15 protein-coding genes are annotated in these 21098 nt (G+C 57.7%); 5 read left to right on the top strand and 10 right to left on the bottom strand.

The window, feature by feature from the left end; translation table 11 throughout:
• Positions 1-90: 90 nt before the first annotated feature.
• The 3 genes from M9920_13635 to M9920_13625 all read right to left on the bottom strand — a co-directional run bounded on the left by M9920_13635 (position 91) and on the right by M9920_13625 (position 5169).
• Positions 91-885: a thymidylate synthase gene (locus M9920_13635; protein ID MCO5053330.1), complete on the bottom strand. Its 795-nt coding sequence runs from the start codon at positions 883-885 to the stop codon at positions 91-93.
• A 65-nt stretch (positions 886-950) separates the two neighbouring features.
• Positions 951-3653: a glycosyltransferase gene (locus tag M9920_13630; protein MCO5053329.1), complete on the bottom strand. Its 2703-nt coding sequence runs from the start codon at positions 3651-3653 to the stop codon at positions 951-953.
• Between the two features lie 133 nt (positions 3654-3786).
• Positions 3787-5169 carry an NAD(P)/FAD-dependent oxidoreductase gene (locus tag M9920_13625; protein ID MCO5053328.1) on the bottom strand — a complete coding sequence of 461 codons (1383 nt, stop codon included), beginning with the start codon at positions 5167-5169 and terminating at the stop codon, positions 3787-3789.
• A gap of 31 nt (positions 5170-5200) precedes the next feature.
• Between M9920_13625 and pheA the strand changes: the two genes are divergently transcribed.
• A complete protein-coding gene (gene pheA / locus M9920_13620) occupies positions 5201-6262 on the top strand; it encodes a prephenate dehydratase (GenBank protein ID MCO5053327.1) in 1062 nt (353 codons plus the stop codon).
• Positions 6263-6285: 23 nt separating this feature from the next.
• Here the strand turns inward: pheA and M9920_13615 are convergent, their stop codons facing one another.
• The 5 genes from M9920_13615 to M9920_13595 form a co-directional block, all read right to left on the bottom strand.
• Positions 6286-7731 (bottom strand): hypothetical protein, encoded by a 1446-nt coding sequence (locus M9920_13615; protein MCO5053326.1) that lies wholly within the window; start codon positions 7729-7731, stop codon positions 6286-6288.
• Positions 7732-7920: 189 nt separating this feature from the next.
• Entirely contained in the window at positions 7921-10587 is a 2667-nt protein-coding gene (locus tag M9920_13610; GenBank protein MCO5053325.1) for a thrombospondin type 3 repeat-containing protein, read from the bottom strand.
• A 286-nt stretch (positions 10588-10873) separates the two neighbouring features.
• Entirely contained in the window at positions 10874-14392 is a 3519-nt protein-coding gene (locus tag M9920_13605; GenBank protein MCO5053324.1) for an acyl-[ACP]--phospholipid O-acyltransferase, read from the bottom strand.
• 109 nt (positions 14393-14501) lie between these two features.
• Positions 14502-15170, bottom strand: coding sequence for a hypothetical protein (locus M9920_13600; GenBank protein MCO5053323.1), 669 nt, complete (start codon positions 15168-15170; stop codon positions 14502-14504).
• 109 nt (positions 15171-15279) lie between these two features.
• The gene (locus M9920_13595) at positions 15280-16479 is read right to left on the bottom strand and encodes a metallophosphoesterase family protein (protein MCO5053322.1); all 1200 of its coding nucleotides are present in this window, start codon (positions 16477-16479) and stop codon (positions 15280-15282) included.
• 235 nt (positions 16480-16714) lie between these two features.
• Here M9920_13595 and M9920_13590 point away from each other — a divergent pair, with 235 nt between their 5' ends.
• From M9920_13590 to M9920_13580, 3 genes are all read left to right on the top strand, one after another.
• Positions 16715-17833 carry a beta-lactamase family protein gene (locus M9920_13590; protein ID MCO5053321.1) on the top strand — a complete coding sequence of 373 codons (1119 nt, stop codon included), beginning with the start codon at positions 16715-16717 and terminating at the stop codon, positions 17831-17833.
• Positions 17834-18196: 363 nt separating this feature from the next.
• A complete protein-coding gene (locus M9920_13585; GenBank protein ID MCO5053320.1) occupies positions 18197-18577 on the top strand; it encodes a hypothetical protein in 381 nt (126 codons plus the stop codon).
• Between the two features lie 29 nt (positions 18578-18606).
• Positions 18607-19224, top strand: coding sequence for a class I SAM-dependent methyltransferase (locus M9920_13580; GenBank protein ID MCO5053319.1), 618 nt, complete (start codon positions 18607-18609; stop codon positions 19222-19224).
• A 221-nt stretch (positions 19225-19445) separates the two neighbouring features.
• On the opposite strand, the gene M9920_13575 is transcribed toward M9920_13580, so the two are convergent.
• Positions 19446-19865 carry a glycogen-binding domain-containing protein gene (locus M9920_13575; GenBank protein MCO5053318.1) on the bottom strand — a complete coding sequence of 140 codons (420 nt, stop codon included), beginning with the start codon at positions 19863-19865 and terminating at the stop codon, positions 19446-19448.
• Between the two features lie 69 nt (positions 19866-19934).
• Here M9920_13575 and M9920_13570 point away from each other — a divergent pair, with 69 nt between their 5' ends.
• Positions 19935-20276: a hypothetical protein gene (locus M9920_13570; protein ID MCO5053317.1), complete on the top strand. Its 342-nt coding sequence runs from the start codon at positions 19935-19937 to the stop codon at positions 20274-20276.
• Between the two features lie 14 nt (positions 20277-20290).
• On the opposite strand, the gene M9920_13565 is transcribed toward M9920_13570, so the two are convergent.
• Positions 20291-21094 carry a TatD family hydrolase gene (locus tag M9920_13565; GenBank protein MCO5053316.1) on the bottom strand — a complete coding sequence of 268 codons (804 nt, stop codon included), beginning with the start codon at positions 21092-21094 and terminating at the stop codon, positions 20291-20293.
• Between the last annotated feature and the right edge of the window lie 4 nt (positions 21095-21098).

The raw sequence follows: 21098 nt of genomic DNA, 5'->3' as shown, positions 1-21098 counted from the left end.
GGCTTGACGGTCCGAGCCGGATCAGTTGCGCCACGGGGCGCTTCGGCGCATCGTCCCTCCCGCCCCACTGCTGACAAACGCAATCCAAACTTACACCGCCACCGGCGCCTTGATGGCGGGGTGCGGGTCATACCCCAGCAATTCGATGTCTTCGAATTTGAAGTCGCGAATGTGCCGAATCTCGGGATTGAGTCGAAGGCGTGGCAATACGCGCGGCTCACGCGAGAGCTGCAATTCGGCCTGCTCCAAGTGATTCGCATAGAGATGCAAATCACCGCAGGTATGGATAAATTCACCGGGTTTCAATCCACACACCTGTGCCACCATCAAGGTCAACAGTGCGTAGCTGGCGATGTTGAACGGCACTCCCAGAAAAATATCCGCGCTGCGCTGGTAAAGCTGACAGCTTAACTCGCCCTCGCTGACGTAAAATTGAAACAGCGCGTGGCAAGGCGGCAGCGCCATCTGCTGGATTTCGCCCGGATTCCACGCGGTGACGATCAACCGCCGACTCTCCGGAGTTTCTCGAATCTGATTGATGACCGCGTCCATCTGATTGATGCCGCGACCATCGGCAGTACGCCAATCACACCACTGCGCGCCGTAAACGCGCCCAAGATCCCCGTTCGCATCCGCCCATTCATTCCAAATACTGACGCCATGCTCCTGCAGATATTTGATGTTGGTGTCGCCCCGCAAGAACCAGAGCAATTCGTAGATCACCGATTTGACATGCACCTTTTTCGTCGTCACGAGCGGAAAACCGGTCGCCAGCGGATAACGCGTTTGCGCGCCGAACAAAGAATACGTGCCGGTGCCGGTGCGGTCGGCCTTAAAGCGACCTTGTTCCAAGACACGCCGAAGCAAGTCGAGATACTGAACCATACGGAAGCAATTGAACCATGACCGGCGCCATTGTCACGCCTTGAAGGACGCTTCCCGGCGCGGCATCACTCCGTTGGCGCTGACCCGTCACCGGCGACAGGAGCGGTTATCGTTCCCGCCGACGCTCCCGTTGGGCTTGTTGCGGGTTTTGCAGCGCTCACGGCAACGGGCAATTCCACGCGAATGGGAGCGGATTTGCACTCCGAAGTTGGTGGAGGTTCAGTGGTGGCCCGCGGCGCCTCGTCCCCACCAGGGCCATTCCGGATGATCACCAATTTCAACTCCTCAGCCAAACCGTCCAGAAAGCTGATCAGCTCGCTCTGAATCCGGCGCTTTTGAGTTCGCATGAAGTAGATGGCCGCGCCCAGCGTAATTGCCGTAACGAGCAGCATGGCGAACCAACCGACGAAGGCACCGGTGACAATGACCTCCGCAGCCAACAATAACCATAAGATGGCTTTCGCCTGCAGCGACCAGCGCGCGCGCAGGCGGCAGCGAATCAACTGGCGGCCATGTGGATGATCCTCAGCCACCGTGGCAAATTGCACGTAACTCCACCAGTTGCCGAAGATTTCCGCGTCAAACTCGCTCCAGCCGACGTCGGCGCGATAGGGCCAATGGCGCTGGTCCAAACCACGCAGCACCTTGGTCACAAAATGAAACCGATCCAGTCGCTGCTCCGCCCAATAGCGCGCTTCGCCCAGCGACCTTTCGCTGTGCCTCAACGCAACCGATTCCAAGGTTTCAAAGGTGGGGTCGGCGGTTAATCGCCAGGCCAGCCGGTGCTGGTGACGCGCCCAACCTCGGGCGATGGGTTGCAGCAGAAACAGCAGGGCGACCAGAGGGCGCGACCACCATCGGCGTTTACCACGCGGCAACGTGGCCTGCATTCCTGCCGCCACACAAATCGCCACAGGAATACTCAGACTGACCAGAGCCATTGGCCATAAGATCGGAAAAGCGACGGCCAGCGCCCAGAGCGGCAGCACGATCAGCACGTAATACTCCAACGTCGTCAGCATCATGAACACCGGAGCCGGCGCCGAGGCGTAAACCGTTTGAAATGGAGCGCTGCTAAAAATTCCCCGGTAAATGATGGGGCGCTGCAACAGGAGGCCAAACTTGGCCGAACCGTAAATCCGCCCGCGCCACATGCTGTTGCCAAACGCATTGAAGTACTCGGGATGCTTGCGCACCAGCAACGCTTCCGCTCCACCGTAACCGCTTTGCTGACGTAGATACGCGCCCAGCGTGGCGCGGCGGTAATGCCACACAAAACCGGCGGCGTTAAACCCGATTTTATAACCAGCCTGCTGCAGCCGCCAACAGATGTCCACGTCATCGCCGGCTTGGCGAAAAATCGGGTCAAATCCGCCAATCGCCTCCAGCGCGCTTTTACGAATCACCATGTTGCAGCCGGGGATGTGTTCCGCCTCGCGATCCGAAAGCATGACGTGCGTGGGGCCGCCCGGTGAAACCATCACTGCCGCCGCCACCGCCGAATCCTCGGGTGGCAGCAAATTAGGGCCGCCCACCGCGGCAAACTCGCCGTCCACCAAATCCGCCGCGAGATAGTACAACCAGTCTTCATCCACCCGACAATCCGAATCAGTAAACGCCACCAGCTCGCCCGTGGCGGCGGCCAGACCGGTGTTTCGCGCCACCGAAAGTCCCAAGTTGGTGGGGTGACGGAAGTAGCGCACCGTTGGATAATGTTGCGCCAGTTGCGGCGTGGCGTCCGTTGATCCGTCGTCCACCAGGATCACTTCGTAATCCGGGTAATTCAGATGGCGCAGTGAATCCAGACACGCCGTCAGCGTCGGCGCGCCATTGTAACTCGCCACGACGACCGAAACCTTGGGCTGGCGGCGGAGCGGAAATTTTGGGGCGCGCTGGAACGCGGCTTTGACCCGATCGAAGGCCAGTTTCTTTTCCCGCGTAACGGTGGTCAAGCCCAGGCGCCAGTTCGAGACGGCTTCCCCGCCGCGATGCCAATCGTCCGTAAAACTGAACGCCACCGCTCCAGCCACGCCGGCGCGAAACGCCAGTTCCGTCTGCCATGACAGCATTTCCGCCTGCGCCATTTCACCCTCGCGTTGTGAATCGCAACCGTATTCGCTCAACAGCAATGGCTTGTTTCCGGACAACATCTGCAAGCGCGCCAGGTAATTGCTGAACGCGGCGGGTTGGTGCAGATAAACATTGAACCCAAGGAAGTCCAGGGCTTGCGGTTGCAAGAACTCCGTCGTGGGATAATTCCCGTAAGTGCAGAGACATTCCGGGTCAATGCGCTTGGCTTCGGCCACCAATTCATCCAGAAACTCCGCGACCGCTTTCGTTCCGCTCCAGCGCACCACGTCGGGTGGAATTTCATTCGCGATGCTGTACGCGAATACCGCCGGATGTCGCGCGCCGGATAAAACCGCGTGGCAAACCGCCTGGCGCGCTTCCGCCCGTCGCACCGGATCCTCCAAAAAAACCAGATGCTTGTTCCACGGAATATCAACCAGCAGGAGCAATTGATGTTGCGCGGCGAGTTCCAGAAACCAGCGCGGCGGCACATGGTAAATACGCAGGAGATTCGCGCCCAACTCCTGGATCAGTTGAAAATCAGCCGCCGTCCGTTCCGGGGTGGCAAAGGGCTGTCCGTCGCTGCCAGCCGCGAACGGGCCGTAAGCAACGCCTTTCAAATAAAGTTTCTCTGAACCCCGCCGGAAAAATTTACCCTCCACCGTGACCCGGGGCCGCTTGGCGAACAAATCAGCCATGTCTCTCAGACGTCAGTTGAATTGGATTTAATCATCCCGACTGGACCAGAGTTGCATTTTACCAGTTGCACCACCACGGCATCCTATGGCGACAGCTTCCCGAATACCAGAACGCTCCGCGGCCGGCGCGCGGTTACTTCGCTGCGGATTTTGGATCAGCATCCGACGCCGGTGGATAGGTAATGATGCGGGCGCTGCGCCTGAATGAGAAGTACGAATAGGCCCATTGAAACAACACGGCAACGCGGTTGCGAAATCCCACCAGAAAAATCAAATGCACAAACAACCAGGTCAACCAAGCCAGCAATCCCGAAAAGCGAAACCGTCCGATCCACGCCACCGCTGCCGAGCGACCAATCGTGGCCATCGTGCCTTTGTCCCGATACTCGAACGGCGGTCGCGCGGGTGTGCCACCGGGCGAATTCAACTCCGCCTCGATGATCGCGGCAACGTGTCGCCCCATTTGCATGGCGGCCGGCGAGACGCCCGGAACCGGCTTCCCATCCGACTGCAACAACGAAGCCAGGTCGCCGATCGCAAAAACTTCCGGATGCCCCGGCAGACTGAGATCCGACTTCACCTTGATCCGTCCGCCGCGATCCAGTTCCACTCCCAGTTGCTGCGTCAACGGGGAAGCCGAGACGCCTGCCGCCCAGATGATCGTTCCGGCGTGGATGATCCGGCCATCCGCCAGTTCCACCTCGTTGGCGCGGATGGCCTGCACGCGAACGTTGTTCCGGATTTCCACTCCCAAAGCGGTTAGTTGTCGTTGCGCGCTGGCGGATAATTCCGCGGGCAAATGCGACAGCACCAATGGCGAGCCTTCGATCAAAATGATGCGAGCCTTCGAGGGATCAATCCGCCGAAAATCCTGGTTCAACACGGTCCGCGCCAGTTCCGCAAACGCGCCGGCCAGTTCGACACCCGTTGGCCCGCCGCCCACCACCACAATCGTCATCAACCGATCACGCTCCTGCGGGTCGGTGGCGTTCTCGGCTTTTTCAAATGCCAACAGAATCTGACTGCGAATCTGCAACGCGTCGGCAAGCGTTTTCAGTCCGGGCGCAAATTGTTCCCATTCCGGATGACCGAAATAACTGGTCTGACCTCCCAACGCCAGCACCAGATAGTCATAAGGTAATTCCCCCGACTCCAGTTGCACGCGGCGATGTTCCAGATCAATTCCCACCACGCGATTGAACAACACCGTGACATCGCTGCGCTCGGATAGAATGGCGCGGATCGGTTGCGCGATTTCCGTTGCCGACAAACCGCACGCCGCCACCTGATAAAGCAACGGTTGAAACAGATGGTGATTGGTCCGGTCCACCACCGTAATGCGCGCGTCCGGATGCCGGAAATTCTGACAGAACGTCAGGCCGCCGAAGCCCGCGCCGAGCACGACCACCTGAATGGGATGCGAATCACTCACTCCTTCAATCTGTGGGAAGCGTCGGGAAACGCAATAGCGCAGCGCCACCGCGCGTGCCCCGACGGCGACAAGTTTTGGCTCCAAATTTCGCCTGCTCCCGCGTATGCTGCGCCCGATGAATATCCCGGAGCACCGGAAAGCCATTGACCAATTGGACGCCCAGATTGTGCGGTTGATCAACGAACGCACCCAGCACGCGCTGGCGATTGGCGCGATCAAACTCCAGGCCGGTGAAGAAATTTACGCGCCCGCTCGTGAGCGCGCCGTGCTCGCGCGCATTTGCAAGTCCAACGCCGGTCCGCTCACCGATAAACAGCTCTGCGCCATCTACCGCGAGGTCATGTCCGCCGCGCTGGCTTTGGAGAAAACGCTCACGATTGCCTACCTCGGCCCGGAAGCCACGTTCACGCATCAAGCCGCCATCAAACGCTTTGGCGCCAGCCTGCGCTACGCCGCGCAAAAAACGATCGGCGACGTCTTTACCGAGGTGGAAAAAAATCGCGCGGATTACGGAGTGGTCCCCGTGGAAAATTCAACGGAAGGAGTGGTGACGCACACCCTGGACATGTTTGTGGACAGCGAATTGCAGATCGTCTCGCAAATTGTCCTCAAGGTGCGGCAATGTTTGATGAGTAACACGCCGCGCTCGCGCATTAAACGACTTTACGTGCATCCGCAATCGCTCGCCCAATGCCGCGGTTGGATTCAGAACCATCTCTCCCACGCGGAACTGATTGAAACCTCTTCCAACGCGCGTTCGGCGGAACTGGCTGCCAAAGAAATAGGCGCGGCGGCGATTGGCGGATTATTGGCCGCGCAGCAGTATCGCCTCGAAATTTTGGAGCAGGACATCCAAGACAATGCCGCCAACGCCACGCGCTTTCTGGTGTTGGGACGACAATGCGGCCCGCCCACCGGCAAGGACCGCACCAGTCTGATCGTGAGCATGAACGATCGCGTCGGCGCGCTGCATCAGATGCTGGCCACTTTCCGGCAACATCGCATCAATCTGACCAAGATCGAATCGCGTCCCAGCAAACGCAAAGCCTGGCAATATCTCTTCTTCATTGATTGCGACGGGCACCTGCAAGACCCGCGCGTCGCGAAAGCTGTCGCCCAACTGGAAAAGCAATGTCGCTACGTCAAGGTGCTGGGTTCTTACCCAAACTCGGAGTAACGCGCCGCAGCCGCGTTACCGGATCAGCTCGCGGCGGAACTCACTTGGTCTGACGGTTTTGAATTCCGCCGACGCTCCCGCCAACGCGCCACCGGTAACCACGCGATAAAGAGCGCAGTCAATATCACGCTGCCCCACGCCAACCAGCGATCGGGAGGCCGCGAGCCACGTTCGACCGGCGACACCTTGAAACGTATGACTTCACCCTCACCGGGAAACGGAGCACGCGACTGAACCTGGCCATGATAATCCACACCCTGCGAAATGCCAGAACTGGCCACGCGGAAAATGGGTAGTCCGTATTCCATCGCGCGCACCGGCGCGACGCGCGCATGCAATTCATGTTCGTGCCGCCCCCACTCGATCACATCCATCGTCGGCACGATCAGCAATTGCGCTCCCTGCCGCACCAGCTCGTCGGTAACGCGCGTATAGCTCAAGTCATAGCAAATACAGATTCCCAATCGTCCCCACGGCGAGTCCCAGAGTTTTTGATGGCTCGCCGGCAGACCGTCTTTGAAAAACTGGACCGGAACGGATTTGGCCTGCTGAAACAGCGTGTCGCCATTGGTGCCGACGACGAACGCCGTGTTGTAAAAATTGTCAGTCGGTGATTCATCCTTGCCGCCGACAATCAGGAATTTCTGCTGGGTGCGACACCAATTGCGCAACAAATCGGATGGGCCGCCTTCCAGCGTGTTTTCCGGCAACACCAGCAGATCGAAGGCGGCGTTGGTGGACGCGTGCTTCTCCAGCGCCGGCGCCAAATCCAACTGACTCGGGAATTCAAGTTGAATGCCGGCCATGCGAATCGGCGATTGGATTTCGTCCGTCGGTGAGGCGGATTTCATTATGGTTGCCAATAAAATCGCGAACGCAACGATGATGACGCTCCCAAGCAGCGCTTTCCGAAAGTGAAAAGCGATGAAGGTCGCACCCAATAGCGCGGCCAAAAAGCCGACGCCATACATCCCGAGGCGATTGATGGCCAGGAAGGGCGGAGCGGCGAACGCATAACCGACGTTGAGCCACGAAAATTTCAGGAAATAGAGTTCGCTGCGAAAATACTCGAGGCCGCACCAGAAAAAGGGGATCAGCAACGCGGCGCGTTTGGCCCCCAAACCGGCCAGCGCCACGTGACTCAAGGTCGTGAACAGAGCTATCCAAAAAGCGAGAATCAACCAAAGTGGAACGGCAGCCGGACCGAAGATGCGCCAGAAACACTCCAGTTGCGGTGCAACACAGGCAAAGCCAACCACCAGCCCGAAATAGAATGATAGCCACGGGCTCGGCAGACGCGCCAGTTGCGTCAATGCAATGACGTATCCCAGAATGGCCAAGCTGAGCGAACCTGGATTGGCCGGTGTGTAAGCCAGATGAAAGCAGCCAATGGCCAGCACACTGGTAACAAACCGCTGGGTCTGATTCAGCGGCTGGAATTGAATTTTACTTTTTGATGATTCGCCCATGTTCAATGGTTGCTCCAGCGAGTCGGTACGGTTGCCATATCGTGCCTGGATTTGAGCTGGCCAAGAGTGAACCAATAAAAAAGTTCCGGTCAAGCTTCAGCCACGCCGCAAGCCGTTCCACTCTGGAAGCGGCGAGGCGGGAGGCCCGCAGACCAACCCGCCTCGCTTGTAGTGTAATCCAGCCAACGGCTATTTGGTTTGCACGCGATAGAAGCGCGTCGGCCCGCTGACCGCGTCGGTCACTTGCTTGCGGGTGCCATCTCCGGCAATGGTGGTCAGGAGTTGCCACTCTCCGTTGGACAACAAATTCCGGACTTGAATCTCGTAACTGCGACCGGCCTGGGTGTCGAATTCAAAGCGGAAATTTCCGCCGTCAACCGACACGTTAAGCAGCGTCGCCGGTGAGGTCATGGGCGTGACCAGTGCGGCCAACTCGAACACCCCTAGAAACCCGTTGTCGGCGGTTCCGCCTTCGGTGCCGATGATCCGAACGCCCTTGAGATTGGCGACTGGCGTGGTGAACCAGAAGTTGGCCGTCGCCCGCGTCGGGAAACCAAACGCGACTTCCGGCAACGCGTGGCCTTCGAGGGCGGTCAGGTAATCAGAGGTCGTCGCTACTGTGTTCCAGGTTGAACCATCCGTCGTGACCTGCACCGCGGGCGGTTCAGCCGCCAGGAAATCAGGCGATGAAAGCGTTCCGCCCGCTCCTGGGCCGGCGCCATTGATTCCAAACCAGCCGCCATCGAAGAACGTCGCCTGATCCAGTCGGAGCCGCGTCAGCACGTTCGTCATGGGATCATCCCAGACGATGCCAACGTAACCCAGCGGCAACGGCAGATTGCTGTAATTGTCCACCCGTGTCGCCATGTCTCCATCGTTGATGCTCCTGGAGCTTCCGGCGTTGAATATGGGCGTGCCGGGATCGGCGAGATCGGCGGCCACCCCCAAAATTCCGCTGGCATCATTGCGCAACGCGAAATTGTCCGGCGTGCTGCTCGCAAGCAATGGACTGCTTTCATGGGTGACTTCCAAGCCATCCAGGAAACCGTCGCCATCGGTATCTCCCAGCAGCGGATTGGTGCCGTAGATATTTATTTCCTCTCCGTCGGTAAGCCCATCCACGTCTGTATCCGATGAAAGTGGATTCGTATGATGCGTATGCACTTCATCGCCATCATTCAAACCATCGCCATCGGTATCGGGATTCTGCGGATCGGTCACCAACTGAAATTCTTCGAAGTTGGTCAGCCCGTCTTCGTCAGGATCCTCCTGATCGTCTTTAATGCCAACGATCAATCCGTGTTTTCGCTCCCAATCATCGTCCATGTTATCTCCATCCACATCCGTCTTGGCAAAAACCTTCAGGTCGGCGACCGCCAGAAATCCATTGGAAGCGGCGCCACCTTCACTGCCAATGATGCGGATCGCGTTAATGCCACTGACCACCGGATTGAGAATAAACGTGGACACGGGGGCAAAGTGAGGATTGGGTATGCCATTACCGCCAACCAGATGTCCTTTCATCAGCGTGAGATAATCCGAAGTGAACGGTACTGCGTGCCACGTTGCGCCGTAATCATCCGAAACCTCGACGATCGGAGAAACAAGATGAGACTGTTGCAGAGGTTGACCGGCAGCCGGTCCGAGACCGTTGGGACCAAACCATCCCCCATCCCAATAGGTGGCCAGGGCCAATTCCACCCGCTGAATCGGGTCGGTCGGAACCTCGCTCCACCAGATAATTCCGACATAACTTTTCGGATCTGAAGCGGTAGGCCGGTCGGCATTCCAATTATCTACGACGGTATAGAAGTTCCCATCCGTGACATCTTCCTCGAGTCCGACGTGGAAATACTCCGTATCGAATCCCTCGGCGCTTTGAGTTCCCAAAATTGCGGTTCCACTTGAAGCGATATCTCCCGGCACACTGGCTGGGTCCGTCGGGTTCGAGCCGGCGGCCACTTCGATCCCATCAGAGTACCCATCCCCATCAGTATCGGTATGGTTCGGGAGTGTTCCGGCATAGTATTCGTCAATGTTCGGCACTCCGTCATCATCCAGATCGCTCGTGGAATCATCCGTGCCCACGTTCAAACCGTAGGCGACTTCCCAAGCGTCTGGCATTCCATCAAAGTCCGAGTCCACAAACGTGGCCTCCACCGCCAGTTCCCACACTCCTAAAAAGCCATTCAGGTCCGCTGGGCCGCCGTGGGTCCCGATAATCCGCACTCCGTTAATGGCGGATACCGGCGACGTGAAGGTGAAATTGATGTCCACGGGGTTCGGGTTGGGCGTGCCGCCCTGCCCGCCCGGATAATGATTAACCATGACGTCCATATAATCCGAAGTGGTAACTGCCGTGGTCCAGGTCGCCCCACCATCAGTGGTCACTTGCACCGTCGGTTCGGCCAACTCGCCGCTCCCAAAGGGCGTTCCTGCGGCTGGTAACCCTCCGTTGACGCCAAACCATCCCCCATCCGCAAAGCACGCCATGGTGAAGGTCAACGTCCCAATTTCCTCGTAACGCGTCGTGGGCCAGATCACTCCGACAAAGCTGCAATTCTCCAATTTCGCGGCCCCTTGCGAACTGTACGTGTCCACTCGCGAATAAGGATTCCCATCGTTGACGTTGGGAGGAATGCCGCCATTGTACATGGACTTGCCGGGGGCGGAATCAATCCCCTGTTTGATGCCAATGATGGCGTGACCTTTCGCGGCAATGTTATCCGCAAAACCGGATAGTGCGGTGGCCAGCACGGCAATCAGAAGGGTGGTAAACTTGAGGGTTAAGCTCAGGCGACGTATCGCCGTGACTCGCAGGTGCGACTTGGGTAATTTGGATGGATTTGTTTTCACACGCTTTGGTTCTTTAATGGGTTGTATTGATGCGCCCAACACGTTTTCGGGTTACGAATTGGACTACGACGAATCCTATTTGCCGCCGACTTAAAGACAAGAGAAAAGTTTTCCTCCCCGAAATTTACCCGAATTGACTCAAATCAAATGTTACCGGAACGAGTCGGTGGACGGAGCGTCGGCGGATACGTTGCCTCGAATTCATGGTTACCGAAGACCTGACCATGAGTTTTCCGCCAAACGCGAGTTGCTAGCCCGCATTCACGGGCACTATCCGCCCCCCCGGTCAGCCAGCTCGGAGCGATTCCACCAACTGTGTCGCCAACACCTTTACCTGTCGCAAATCCAGTTTGCCAGTACCCAACAATGGAAACGCAGTCAGAGAGAAGAAGGCTTCCGCTTTCGGCTTCCATAAATTCGGCAGATCACTCGCCGCGAGCTTTGCCAATACCAGCGCCAGGGCCTCGTCCGGAAGCCGGTGCAAGACGACCAGGCGTTCGCCTTTCTTTTCATCGGCGACACTGGTCACGACAAATGTTTGATGGGTGACTCCGGCGAGTTCATGCAGCTTTTCCTCCACCTTGATGTGTGGCACCATTTCTCCGCCAATTTTACTGAAGCGGCTCAGGCGATCCGTGATTTGGAGAAAACCGTCCTCATCCAACGCCGCGATGTCACCGGTAACGTACCAACCTTCGCGCAACACGGCCGCCGTCTGCTCCGGCTGCCCCAGGTAGCCGCGCATGACATTCGGACCGCGCACCAGGAGCAAACCGCTTTGCCCCAAGGCCACCGGCGCCCCGGGATCGGGATTCATCGGGTCAACAATCCGCACGCAAATCCCCGGCAACGGATGACCAATCTTGCCGCGTTTCGCGCCCACCTGACGGAATCCCGCCGCGCGGAAATCCGGCGCGTTCACGGTGACGGCGGGCGCACATTCCGTGCAGCCGTAGGCTTCGAACGGGCGAACCCCAAATTGATCCTCGAACGCCGTGGCCAGCCGATCGGACAATTTCTCCGCGCCAACGGCAACCAGGCGCACGCTCCCAAATTGCTCCGCGGTGCAACCGCGCAGATAGATTTGCAGAAACGTCGGGGTCGCCAGCAGAAAGGTGATTGCATACGTCTGCGCAAGATGCCCAATGGTTTTGGCGTCGAGCGGATTGGCGTGATACACCGCGCCGATGCCCAGCACGCCGGGCAACATCAAGGTGCCGGTGAATCCGAACGAGTGAAAAAACGGCAACACGCCCAGCGCTCTATCCTGGCGACCAAACGCGAAGGCTTGGCCAAGTTGCGCGATGTTCGAGCCGATGTTGTAATGCGACAGCATGACCCCCTTGGGAGCGCCCGTGCTTCCGCTCGAAAAAATAATCGTCGCCAATTGATCCAGCGGATCGGACGTTGTCGCCGCCTTCGCATTGGTCATCGCGCGGTCGGCGACGGAACTCCGGTCGCGCAGAATTCGATCCAGCCATTTAACCGGCACACAACGCGCCAGGAACAGCGCCACCATTTTTTCACCCAGCGACGGGGCGACTTCCTTCGTGCCGATCAAATCTTCCAAGAACAAAATTTTGCCGGGCAATTTCAACGGCACTTTCTCCAAAAAAGCGCGCGAGGTCAGAATGGTTTGCAGTTGGCACTGTTGCACGCACGAGGCGATGGCTTCGGGCGGTAATGTGTAATTCAAATTCACCGATACCTTGCCGCAAAACAAAGCCGCCCAATTGGCCAGCGCGCCCCCAACGCTCGGCGGCAATAACAGCCCGACCATGCGCTGTCCCGACCAGATCTGGCGCAGGCGGCGAGCAAGCAAAAGGCTGCGCGTCAGGGCGTCGTTGAACGTCAGCGCCCGATTCTGTGCATCCACCATGGCGAAGCGGCGGGGATGGCGGCGTGCGCTGATCGCAAACGAATGATGCAGCGGCCGCAGGCGGCGGCGCCGTTGCTCCCAGGCCGTGGCCAGCAGTTCCTGGACGGTTTGTCGGACGACAACCGCCGAAGCTGTGGGTGGCAGTGCCGGGCCGAAATTGACGGTGATCGGATACGGAATGCGCTGCGGGATTTTCCAGAGGAACTGCCGCCGATCGAAACTGAAGATGCTGCCCCAAACGCCATCCAGTCCCACCGGAATGATCGGCGCGTCCACGCCTTTCATGATACGTTCAAATCCGCGTCGGAACGGTAACATCTGACCGATGCGCGTAATCTGCCCTTCGGCAAAAATGCAGACCACTTCCCCGCTCTTAAGCGCCGCGCTCGCCGTCTGGAGTGAATGAATCATTTCGCGCGGTCGCAGCTCCGATGAAATGGGGATCGCCCCGGTGGTTCTCGCCCACCACCCGATGATGCCCTTCTCATACATGGCTTTGAGCATGATGAACCGGATTGGACGATCCACCGCCGCCTGCAACAACACGGCATCCGCCAGGGAGAGGTGGTTGCAGACAAACAAAGCGCCGCCTTTTGACGGGATGTTTTCGCGCCCCAAAACTTTGATGCGATAAAGCGTGTGCGTAATCATCCACAGGAGGAACCGCAGGAACGCATCCGGCAGCAGCCAGAACGACAGCCCCGCGCCGATCAGCGTCAATACGCCGCCCGCAAAGAAAATGCCGCGCGGCGTCAATTGCAGCCAACTGGTGAGCGCATAATGCGCCGCGGAAGCCGCAAACACGCCGATGAACGAAAGCAGATTGGCCGCCGCCAATAATTCGCCCCGGCGCTGGCTATCGGGCCGATGCTGCAACAGCGCCGTGACCGGCACAATGAAGAAGCCGCCGAAAAACCCCAGTCCGGCCAGCACCGCCAGCACGCCCGGAATGCTCAGGCTTTCCAAGAGCAACGCGAGGCACGTCACGGACATTCCCAACGCCCCCAGCGGCACCAAACCGTATTCGATCTTACCGCCCGAAAGGTAGCCCGCCGTCACGCTGCCAATCCCGATGCCGATGGCCAGCGCCACGTTCAGCAATCCGATCTTGGTTTCGGAAACGCCCAACACCTCCGCCCCGAAATAAAACAGATTCAATTGCAGCAATGCGCCGAGGAAGAAAAAGTAGGTGTTGCCCAGCAACGCCAGCTTGAGCAGCCGGTCGCCGCGCGCTTGCTGCAGACTGGTGAACAGTTCCTTGAGCAGATTGAGTTTGAAGACTTTGGCCGGGTTGGCGGCGGGAACGCGCGTGACGCCGAGACTGGTCACCAAACCCACCAGCGCCAACGCCACTAGGATCGCGCCCGACCAAAGGTGTTGGCCGCGGAAATGTTCCGCCAGCAACGCCGCCGTCACCGTGCCGAGGATGATGGCGAGAAACGTGCCCAGTTCCAAAATGCCGTTGCCCCAGGATAACTTGCGTTCCGGCAGCAATTCCGGCAGCGCCCCATATTTCGAGGGACCGAAAAACGCGCTGTGCGTCCCCATCAAAAACACGCAGGCGAGCAGCACCGGCAGACTGGCGAAGAAAAAGCCGACCAACGCCAGCAACATCACCACCACTTCAAAAATTTTGACCCCAATCATGATGTGGCGCTTGCTGTAGCGATCCGCCAGAAAGCCGCCCGCCATCGAGAACAAAATGAACGGCAACGAGAAAAGCGCGCCAACCAATTCGCCGAGCCGGTGTTTCTCCGCCATCGTCAGCCCGGCCCCGAGCATCATGAAGATGACCAGGGTTTTGAGCACGTTATCACTGAACGCGCCCTGAAATTGCGTGGCGATGAGCGCCCAGAATCCGGTCGTCCCGCGCCCGGGAGCGGAGGTCGCAGCGACTGAAACCCGTGTGGAGTCGTTGTCATTCATGCGGGCAAGCTATTCCAGCGCGAAAAAAGTGGAAATTGAAAATCCCGATGGGTTATCAGAATAAACCATGCGAGCGCGGTCAGCGTCTTTGAACCGAATCTGAGCTTGGTCAACCATGCGGGTGATGCGTGACCGATCTGAATGGCCTTTTCCGACAACAACGAACGGATAACAAAATAACGATGCAGCCCGTTGCAACGACCAAGGGTGAGATCGGTTCAAAAACCAGCAGATCGTAAATGAAAAGAAAGTTCAGGATGGAAATGGCTGCAACACCGAAAACTTTCACAAACTTGCGTTTGGGACGATCAGCGGAGTCGCGGGACGAAAACACGACGCGAGCGAACAGAGTCAACGCGCCGATAAAGATCAGATACCGGAGCCAGTGACGGGCAAAATGAATCAGGATGGAGCGACCTCTCCGCTCGGAAGTAATCTCCCGCAATTCATAACCGTCAAACGAATCCACCCGGTTCGCGACGGGCAACCAATTACCACGAAACTGATAGACCTCAATCTCCGAACCGACGGATTGCGTCAGCGCATCCCAAACATGCGGAGTGCGGGCGAGTTCCGAACCGTTCGGCAGGCGAAACTGAATCGAGACGGGATCTTTGGCTATAATTCCATCAACGTAATGGCGCACCACGACAACTGGGACGCCGTCGTTTCGCTCGAAGGTTCCCACCGCACGTTCATAAGGCCGATGCGCAAAGGCGGGAACGGCGGCGAGCAGAACGCCGCTGATCAAACCAGCATATAAGCCGCAAACGCGCATGACCAAAGTCGGTTAAACCTGTGGCAATGTTTTGCCATCCACCCCCACCATGCGGGTAATGCGCTCAACGCAATGTTTCCAACGAACCATCACCGCGTGCTTTCCGCGGTTACTCCATCCGTTGATATACCTCGTCAAAAATCTGTCCGGATTCATTGATGGCCAGCACGTGACGCGCATCCGGGTAAAGCGTGACCAGATAGAGATGTCGAATCTGCCCGTCCCGCGCGATGTACCATTTCGGTTTGCTGGTATCGGGTTTGCGCACGTTCACGCCCCACGCGCCATCTCCCAGATACACCGTGCCGCTGGGGTCAATTTTTCCGGCGCGCAACGGATGCGTGCGTTTGAAGCAATGATCATGATTCTCAAAGACCAGTTTGACGCCGTACTTGTCGAAGAGCGGACACCAATTCGCTCGAACCTGTTCGGCGTGGCTGCCCGTTTCACTCCGGTAACCCGGGTAACCCGGCGTGTGATAAAACGGAAAGACGTGAGTAACCTTGGTGCGGGCGGCGAGCTGCGCTTGCAACCAATCCGTTTGCGCGCCGCCAATCGGGTGCGTGTGATTGGAGTCCAGCAACACGAGACTGAGATACCTGCCGAAATCGAGACAGGCGTAACCTTGCGGTCCGGGTAAAGAGAACAACGTGTAGAAGCTGCGGGCATTTTCCGGCGGTTGCCCGGCAGAACCTTTGACTTCATGGTTGCCAATCGTCACCAACATCGGAATGAGACGGCCATCCGGCGTGATGGCGTTCGTCTTCCAGGCCGCAAAATAATCGAACCAACGCGTCACCCGCTCCTCGTTGGTGCCGCCATGCACGTAGGCCAGATCCCCGCCAAACACAACGAAGGCGGGGTCCAGGCGGCCCGCCAATCCGTTCATTAAATCCATCCATTGATATTCGTGATAAATATCGCCGCCGGTGATGAAGCGCATGGGCTGACTCAAATCCTGGGGCATCGTCCGAAACTTGAAACTTTTCTCCCCCGGCTTGAAACAAAATTCGTAATCGGTGGCGGGCTGCAACCGCGTCAACTCCACGGTATGCACCCAACGCTCTGAACCCACCAGGGGTTGAGCGGTGCCGGTGGCGGCTTGCCAGGTGGATTCGCCCAGCCGCCGATGGGACAGTTCGGATCTGGCTTCGCCTTCGGTATGCCAGTGAACCGTCATGGTCGTGGTGGGGTCCTGTTGCCATTGCAGATACAAGGCGGGTGGATCAAATGGCGCGCCGATGATTCGTCCCGGACTGAAGATCGCAGCGAGCGCGGCAATCAGAGAAATCAAATTGGTGAGTCGCATGTAACCAGTTTCTCGATACCGACGCGCAATGTCAAAACTTCCCGCCACCCCGGCGCGGGTTTCGGGGCAACTCCGAAAAGTACCCGCTTGCGGAAAACCTGTTGAAGCCATCATTCCCGCAACAACCAGCGGGCGTCTTGTGGTCGAGCCACCGTGAACCGGCCACTCCAGCCGGAACGCCACGAGGCTTACAGGAAAAGTTGCCACCAACCCATCCGACCCCTATTTTGCGGACATGCTGCGCGTGACCGTCTTGCTCCTGAGTCTTTGGGGATGGGGACTTTCGATTGCCTTGGCGCAATCCACCGCAACGAATTCTTCCGAGGCGGCTTTGCTCAAGATTCGCGACGCCCGCCAACTGCCGGCGCTGGCGACAGTCGTCGTCAAAGATGGTCAGATTTGCGACCGCACCGCGGTGGGTCTCCGCAAAATTGGCAACCCGACTCCGATCACTACGCGGGACCTTTTCCACATCGGCTCCTGCACAAAATCCATGACGGCCACGCTGGTGGCGATGTTGATTGAGCAAGGCACACTACGCTGGGACAGCACCATCGCGGAAATTTTTCCCGAGCTTTGCGGCCAAATCAACGCAGCCTACGAACCCGTCACCATTGAACAATTACTGCAACATCGCGCCGGTCTCTCCACCCGGCCGCCGCCGGCGGCTTGGGCGGCACTTCGAACCTCGCGCCAACCCCTGCTCCAACAGCGCCGGGACTTTCTCCGAGCGGTCTTGCAGCAAAAGCCCGAGGCCGACCCCGGAACCGAAATGATTTATTCCAACCAGGGTTACGTGGTCGCTGGAGCGATGTTGGAAAAGTTGACGGGTCAGCCTTGGGAACAACTCATCACCGAAAAACTATTTCGCCCGTTGCACCTGGACACGGCGGGTTTTGGCGCTCCGGGTACCGCGGGTCAGGTGGATCAACCTTGGGGACATTTCCGCAATGCCGATGGGATTCACCCCAACCAGGAGGACAATCCACCCGCTTTGGGTCCCGCGGGCACAGTTCATTGCTCGCTCGACGATCTGGCACGGTTCGTCATCGCGCATCTTGAGGGCGAGAATAGCGGCGGCATTGTGTCATCGAACACCTTCAAACGACTGCACACACCGCTGGCGGGCGGCGATTACGCCGCGGGCTGGGCGGTAACCCGACGGACCTGGGCGGGCGGAGTGACGTTCACCCATCAAGGTTCCAACACGTTTTGGTATGTGGTCATGTGGCTCGCCCCCAAAAAACATTTTGCTGTCATCGCCGCCACCAACATCGCCGGACCGGAAGCGGAGCGCGGTTGCGATGAGGCGGTCCAGGCCATGATCCAACAGTGGCTCACTCCGTCGCAATAGTTCTGAGATTTTGCCTCGACAAACATTCCCCGAATTTTCCACTGTCTTTCTGCGGTATCACCGGTCGGTGGCCGGTCCAGCAAAACCAAGGCTCTTGAAATAATGGTTATCATGTTTTTTCGTCGCTGTCGTCAATTCGGGTTGATTCAATCTTCCAGACGACTATTTGACCCACCCGCCGTTACCGTGCGGCCCCGCCACGCCAACGACACTCTCCGCCACCCACCAACCCTGGTTTTCACCTGACCACACCAGCACGTTTCCGCTTCACCCACCAATTCTATTTTATGTCCATGTTCAAAATCATTCTATTGAAACTCACGATCGCTGTCGCTTTTGCCGCCACCATTTACGCGCTTTAGAATGCGCTCGTTCCGTTACCTGGCGGACCCGCTTTTTTTATTGGGTTGCGGCGCGTACGCGCTGAATCGCTGGGGATTGAAGCCGCACTGGTCCGCCGGTTTCCTCCATTCGCACTTCAATGACTTGTGGTTGATCCCTTGCGCGCTGCCACCGGTTTTGTGGGTGCAAAGCTGGCTCAAATTACGCCCGCCGGAATCACCGCCGCAATTTCGTGAAATTCTCTTTCATGTGATTTTATGGTCGGTTTTATTCGAGGGACTTGAACCGCTGCTACGCGCGCGTAGCACCGCGGACATACGCGATGTGTTGGCGTATCTGATCGGCGGAATTCTCGCCGGGCTTTGGTGGCGTTACGCCTACCGCGCCCGCCCCGCAACATGAACTTCAACCGGTTGGCGCCATTTTATCGGATGATGGAATCCGTGTGTGCTGGAGAAAAACTGCAACGCTGCCGGACCGCCTGGCTTGATAAAATTCCGGCGGCGCAAAACATTCTGCTGCTCGGCGAGGGCCCCGGACGAGGCTTGCGCGCCTGCCTCCGCCGGTTTCCACAAGCTCGAATCACTTGTCTGGATGGCAGTGACGTCATGCTCGTCAAAGCCAGATGGCATTGCCGTCACTCCAACTTGTCGAGCGCACGAGTACGTTTCATTCATGCGGACGTGGAATCTTGGGTGCCGATGGAAACCGGCTATGACTTGGTTGTCACTTACTTTTTCCTCGACTGTTTTCCGCGCGAATCACTGGCGCGAGTAATTCAGAAGATCGCCCCGCTCACCCAGCCCGCGACCAACTGGCTGGTGGCCGATTTCCAAATCGCCGCCTCGGGATGGCAACGGCTGCGCAGCCGGCTCATTCTCTGGAGCCTCTACCGGTTCTTTCGCATCACCACCCGGCTGCCGGCGCGACACCTGGCCAATCCCGATCCCGTGTTACAACAGGCGGGTTTTCGGCTCGTGCAACGCATCGAAACTGAATGGCGCTTGCTGCGCAGTGATTGGTGGCAACGCCAGTCAATCGTGAGTTAAGGAAAGCGAAATCGGTAGCGTGGTCAGTCTGAAGAACTGCTTGGGTTAAGTAGTTCGAGCACCAAGCGGGCGGCGGCTCGGTAGTTACAGTCAACTCACCTCCGCCGCAGAAAAACTGCGGCAACATTTAATTCGACACCGATTGCCCGAGGTACACACCTCAGCCGCATAAGCTCGGCGCGGCGGGGGGAGCGGCACTGTTCGCCGTTCCGGCGGCGTGATTATTTCGTCTGCGCAAAAAGCAAAAACAAGCGCGGACCGCGCGCGGTCGTGATGGCATAGCGCGATTCGATTTCACCGTGCGGCGCCACGTAACCATCGCACAACTTGTCCACATGCGGTTTGCCATCCACCAGCAGCATGTAGTGATGCGTCTTGTTGCCTTCGATGCTGTCCACACTCACCTGCCAGGTGGCATCTTGGGGATTACGCGCGAGCGGGATGGGTTGCCAGTTGGTGAAGGACCCAACAACCTCGACCTGCGCCGGCTGCTTTTCGTGAGCGGCAGCAGGATTATATCGGAAAACTTTGGAATAGGTGGCTTTGCGATCTCCGTTACGTTTGATCATGGATGCGGCGACTACGGAGGCTCCGTTCGTTTTGACGGCGGGTTTGGCTCCGCTCAATAATGCTTTCAACATGTTGCTTACGACTTCGACTTAAATTTGGTTTCGATTACGAGCGGCGAACGATAGTGTCGGAATTCGCGCTTGGCAAATGATTTTACAAAAAACCACGCTTGCATCATCGGCTTGAATGACGAACGGAGCAAACCTTTTTCTCCCAGCCTTTCCACGCGCACGATCATTACCGTCTCCGCTTCACCGCACCAACAACGCGGGGTCATGCGTGTGAATTTGTTTGAATTATTTAGAAAAAAACAACAAGCCTTCAATCTCTCGAATGGAAAATCCAACGTGAAAGCAGCCGACGTAAAAACAGTTTGGTTAAATCAATCCGTCGCACGGGTAAAATTTTATCATGGAAACGCTCAAGCAAAAATATTTTCCAATCTGATGCGCGAATCACGTCGCCAACCAAGATTCATTTGAACCGATGACTGCGATCACGCACCGAACAGGCGCAGAAAATTTTCTTCAACTTGACGGGTCAATTCCGGAAGCGGCAACTCCCGCAACCGGGCGGCAAATTCATAGACGAGTTTAAGATTGGCAGGATGATTGACGGAATGATCTTGGTCCAGGGCCTTCCAAACCATCCCCTGCCCCAACGGCAACATTTGATCGGGTGCATCGGTCTCAATCAGCAACCGTTCCGCTGGTATCTGCTGAAAGGTATGCCACTGATTCTTTTTGCGTTCGTGCATGAAATAGCCTGACAACGAAAAATACGCGCCCAAGTGGACCAAGCGGGAAACTAATTCCACCGGCCCGCCATAGCTGTGCAGTAGAAAACCACGCGCCGGACGGTTTTCCGCCGCCATGATTTCCACCAAACGCCTCCAGGCGCGCAGACAATGAATGCTGACCGGCAGATTACGCTCCGCCGCCAGCCGCAGTTGCGCGATAAATACCGCTTCCTGATCCGCGTAGGACAAATCCGGCTTCCAACGATCCAACCCGATTTCGCCCACAACCGCCTGCGGGGTCTGATCCAGTAATGCGGTCAAATGTTTCAACCACTCCGTAGTTCGCCCCGCCAAGAACCATGGATGATACCCCAAACTCGGGAGCACTTCGGGATAAGCGCGAGCCAGCGCCAAAACGCGCGGCCAATCCGCCTCGCCCGTGCCGTTCACCACCAGTCGCGCCACGCCAATCTCCCGACAGGCTGCGATCAACTCCTCCGATCGCCCTGCAAAGCGATCATCCTGCAAATGGTTGTGAGCGTCATAAAGTCGCAGCTGCATACCG

Source organism: Verrucomicrobiia bacterium, assembly GCA_023953615.1.
In the GTDB taxonomy this organism is placed as follows: Bacteria; Verrucomicrobiota; Verrucomicrobiia; order Limisphaerales; family JADLHS01; genus JADLHS01.
This window is presented reverse-complemented; position numbering and strand designations above follow the sequence as displayed.

Excerpts from the sequence above, each read along its gene's own strand:
- M9920_13615 (MCO5053326.1), bottom strand. The coding sequence starts at position 7,731 with ATGGGCGAATCATCAAAAAGTAAAATTCAATTCCAGCCGCTGAATCAG.
- M9920_13575 (MCO5053318.1), bottom strand. The coding sequence starts at position 19,865 with ATGTTGAAAGCATTATTGAGCGGAGCCAAACCCGCCGTCAAAACGAAC.
- M9920_13565 (MCO5053316.1), bottom strand. The coding sequence starts at position 21,094 with ATGCAGCTGCGACTTTATGACGCTCACAACCATTTGCAGGATGATCGC.
- M9920_13635 (MCO5053330.1), bottom strand. The coding sequence starts at position 885 with ATGGTTCAGTATCTCGACTTGCTTCGGCGTGTCTTGGAACAAGGTCGC.
- M9920_13585 (MCO5053320.1), top strand. The coding sequence starts at position 18,197 with ATGCGCTCGTTCCGTTACCTGGCGGACCCGCTTTTTTTATTGGGTTGC.
- M9920_13595 (MCO5053322.1), bottom strand. The coding sequence starts at position 16,479 with ATGCGACTCACCAATTTGATTTCTCTGATTGCCGCGCTCGCTGCGATC.
- M9920_13600 (MCO5053323.1), bottom strand. The coding sequence starts at position 15,170 with ATGCGCGTTTGCGGCTTATATGCTGGTTTGATCAGCGGCGTTCTGCTC.
- M9920_13605 (MCO5053324.1), bottom strand. The coding sequence starts at position 14,392 with ATGAATGACAACGACTCCACACGGGTTTCAGTCGCTGCGACCTCCGCT.
- M9920_13630 (MCO5053329.1), bottom strand. The coding sequence starts at position 3,653 with ATGGCTGATTTGTTCGCCAAGCGGCCCCGGGTCACGGTGGAGGGTAAA.
- pheA (MCO5053327.1), top strand. The coding sequence starts at position 5,201 with ATGAATATCCCGGAGCACCGGAAAGCCATTGACCAATTGGACGCCCAG.
- M9920_13580 (MCO5053319.1), top strand. The coding sequence starts at position 18,607 with ATGATGGAATCCGTGTGTGCTGGAGAAAAACTGCAACGCTGCCGGACC.
- M9920_13590 (MCO5053321.1), top strand. The coding sequence starts at position 16,715 with ATGCTGCGCGTGACCGTCTTGCTCCTGAGTCTTTGGGGATGGGGACTT.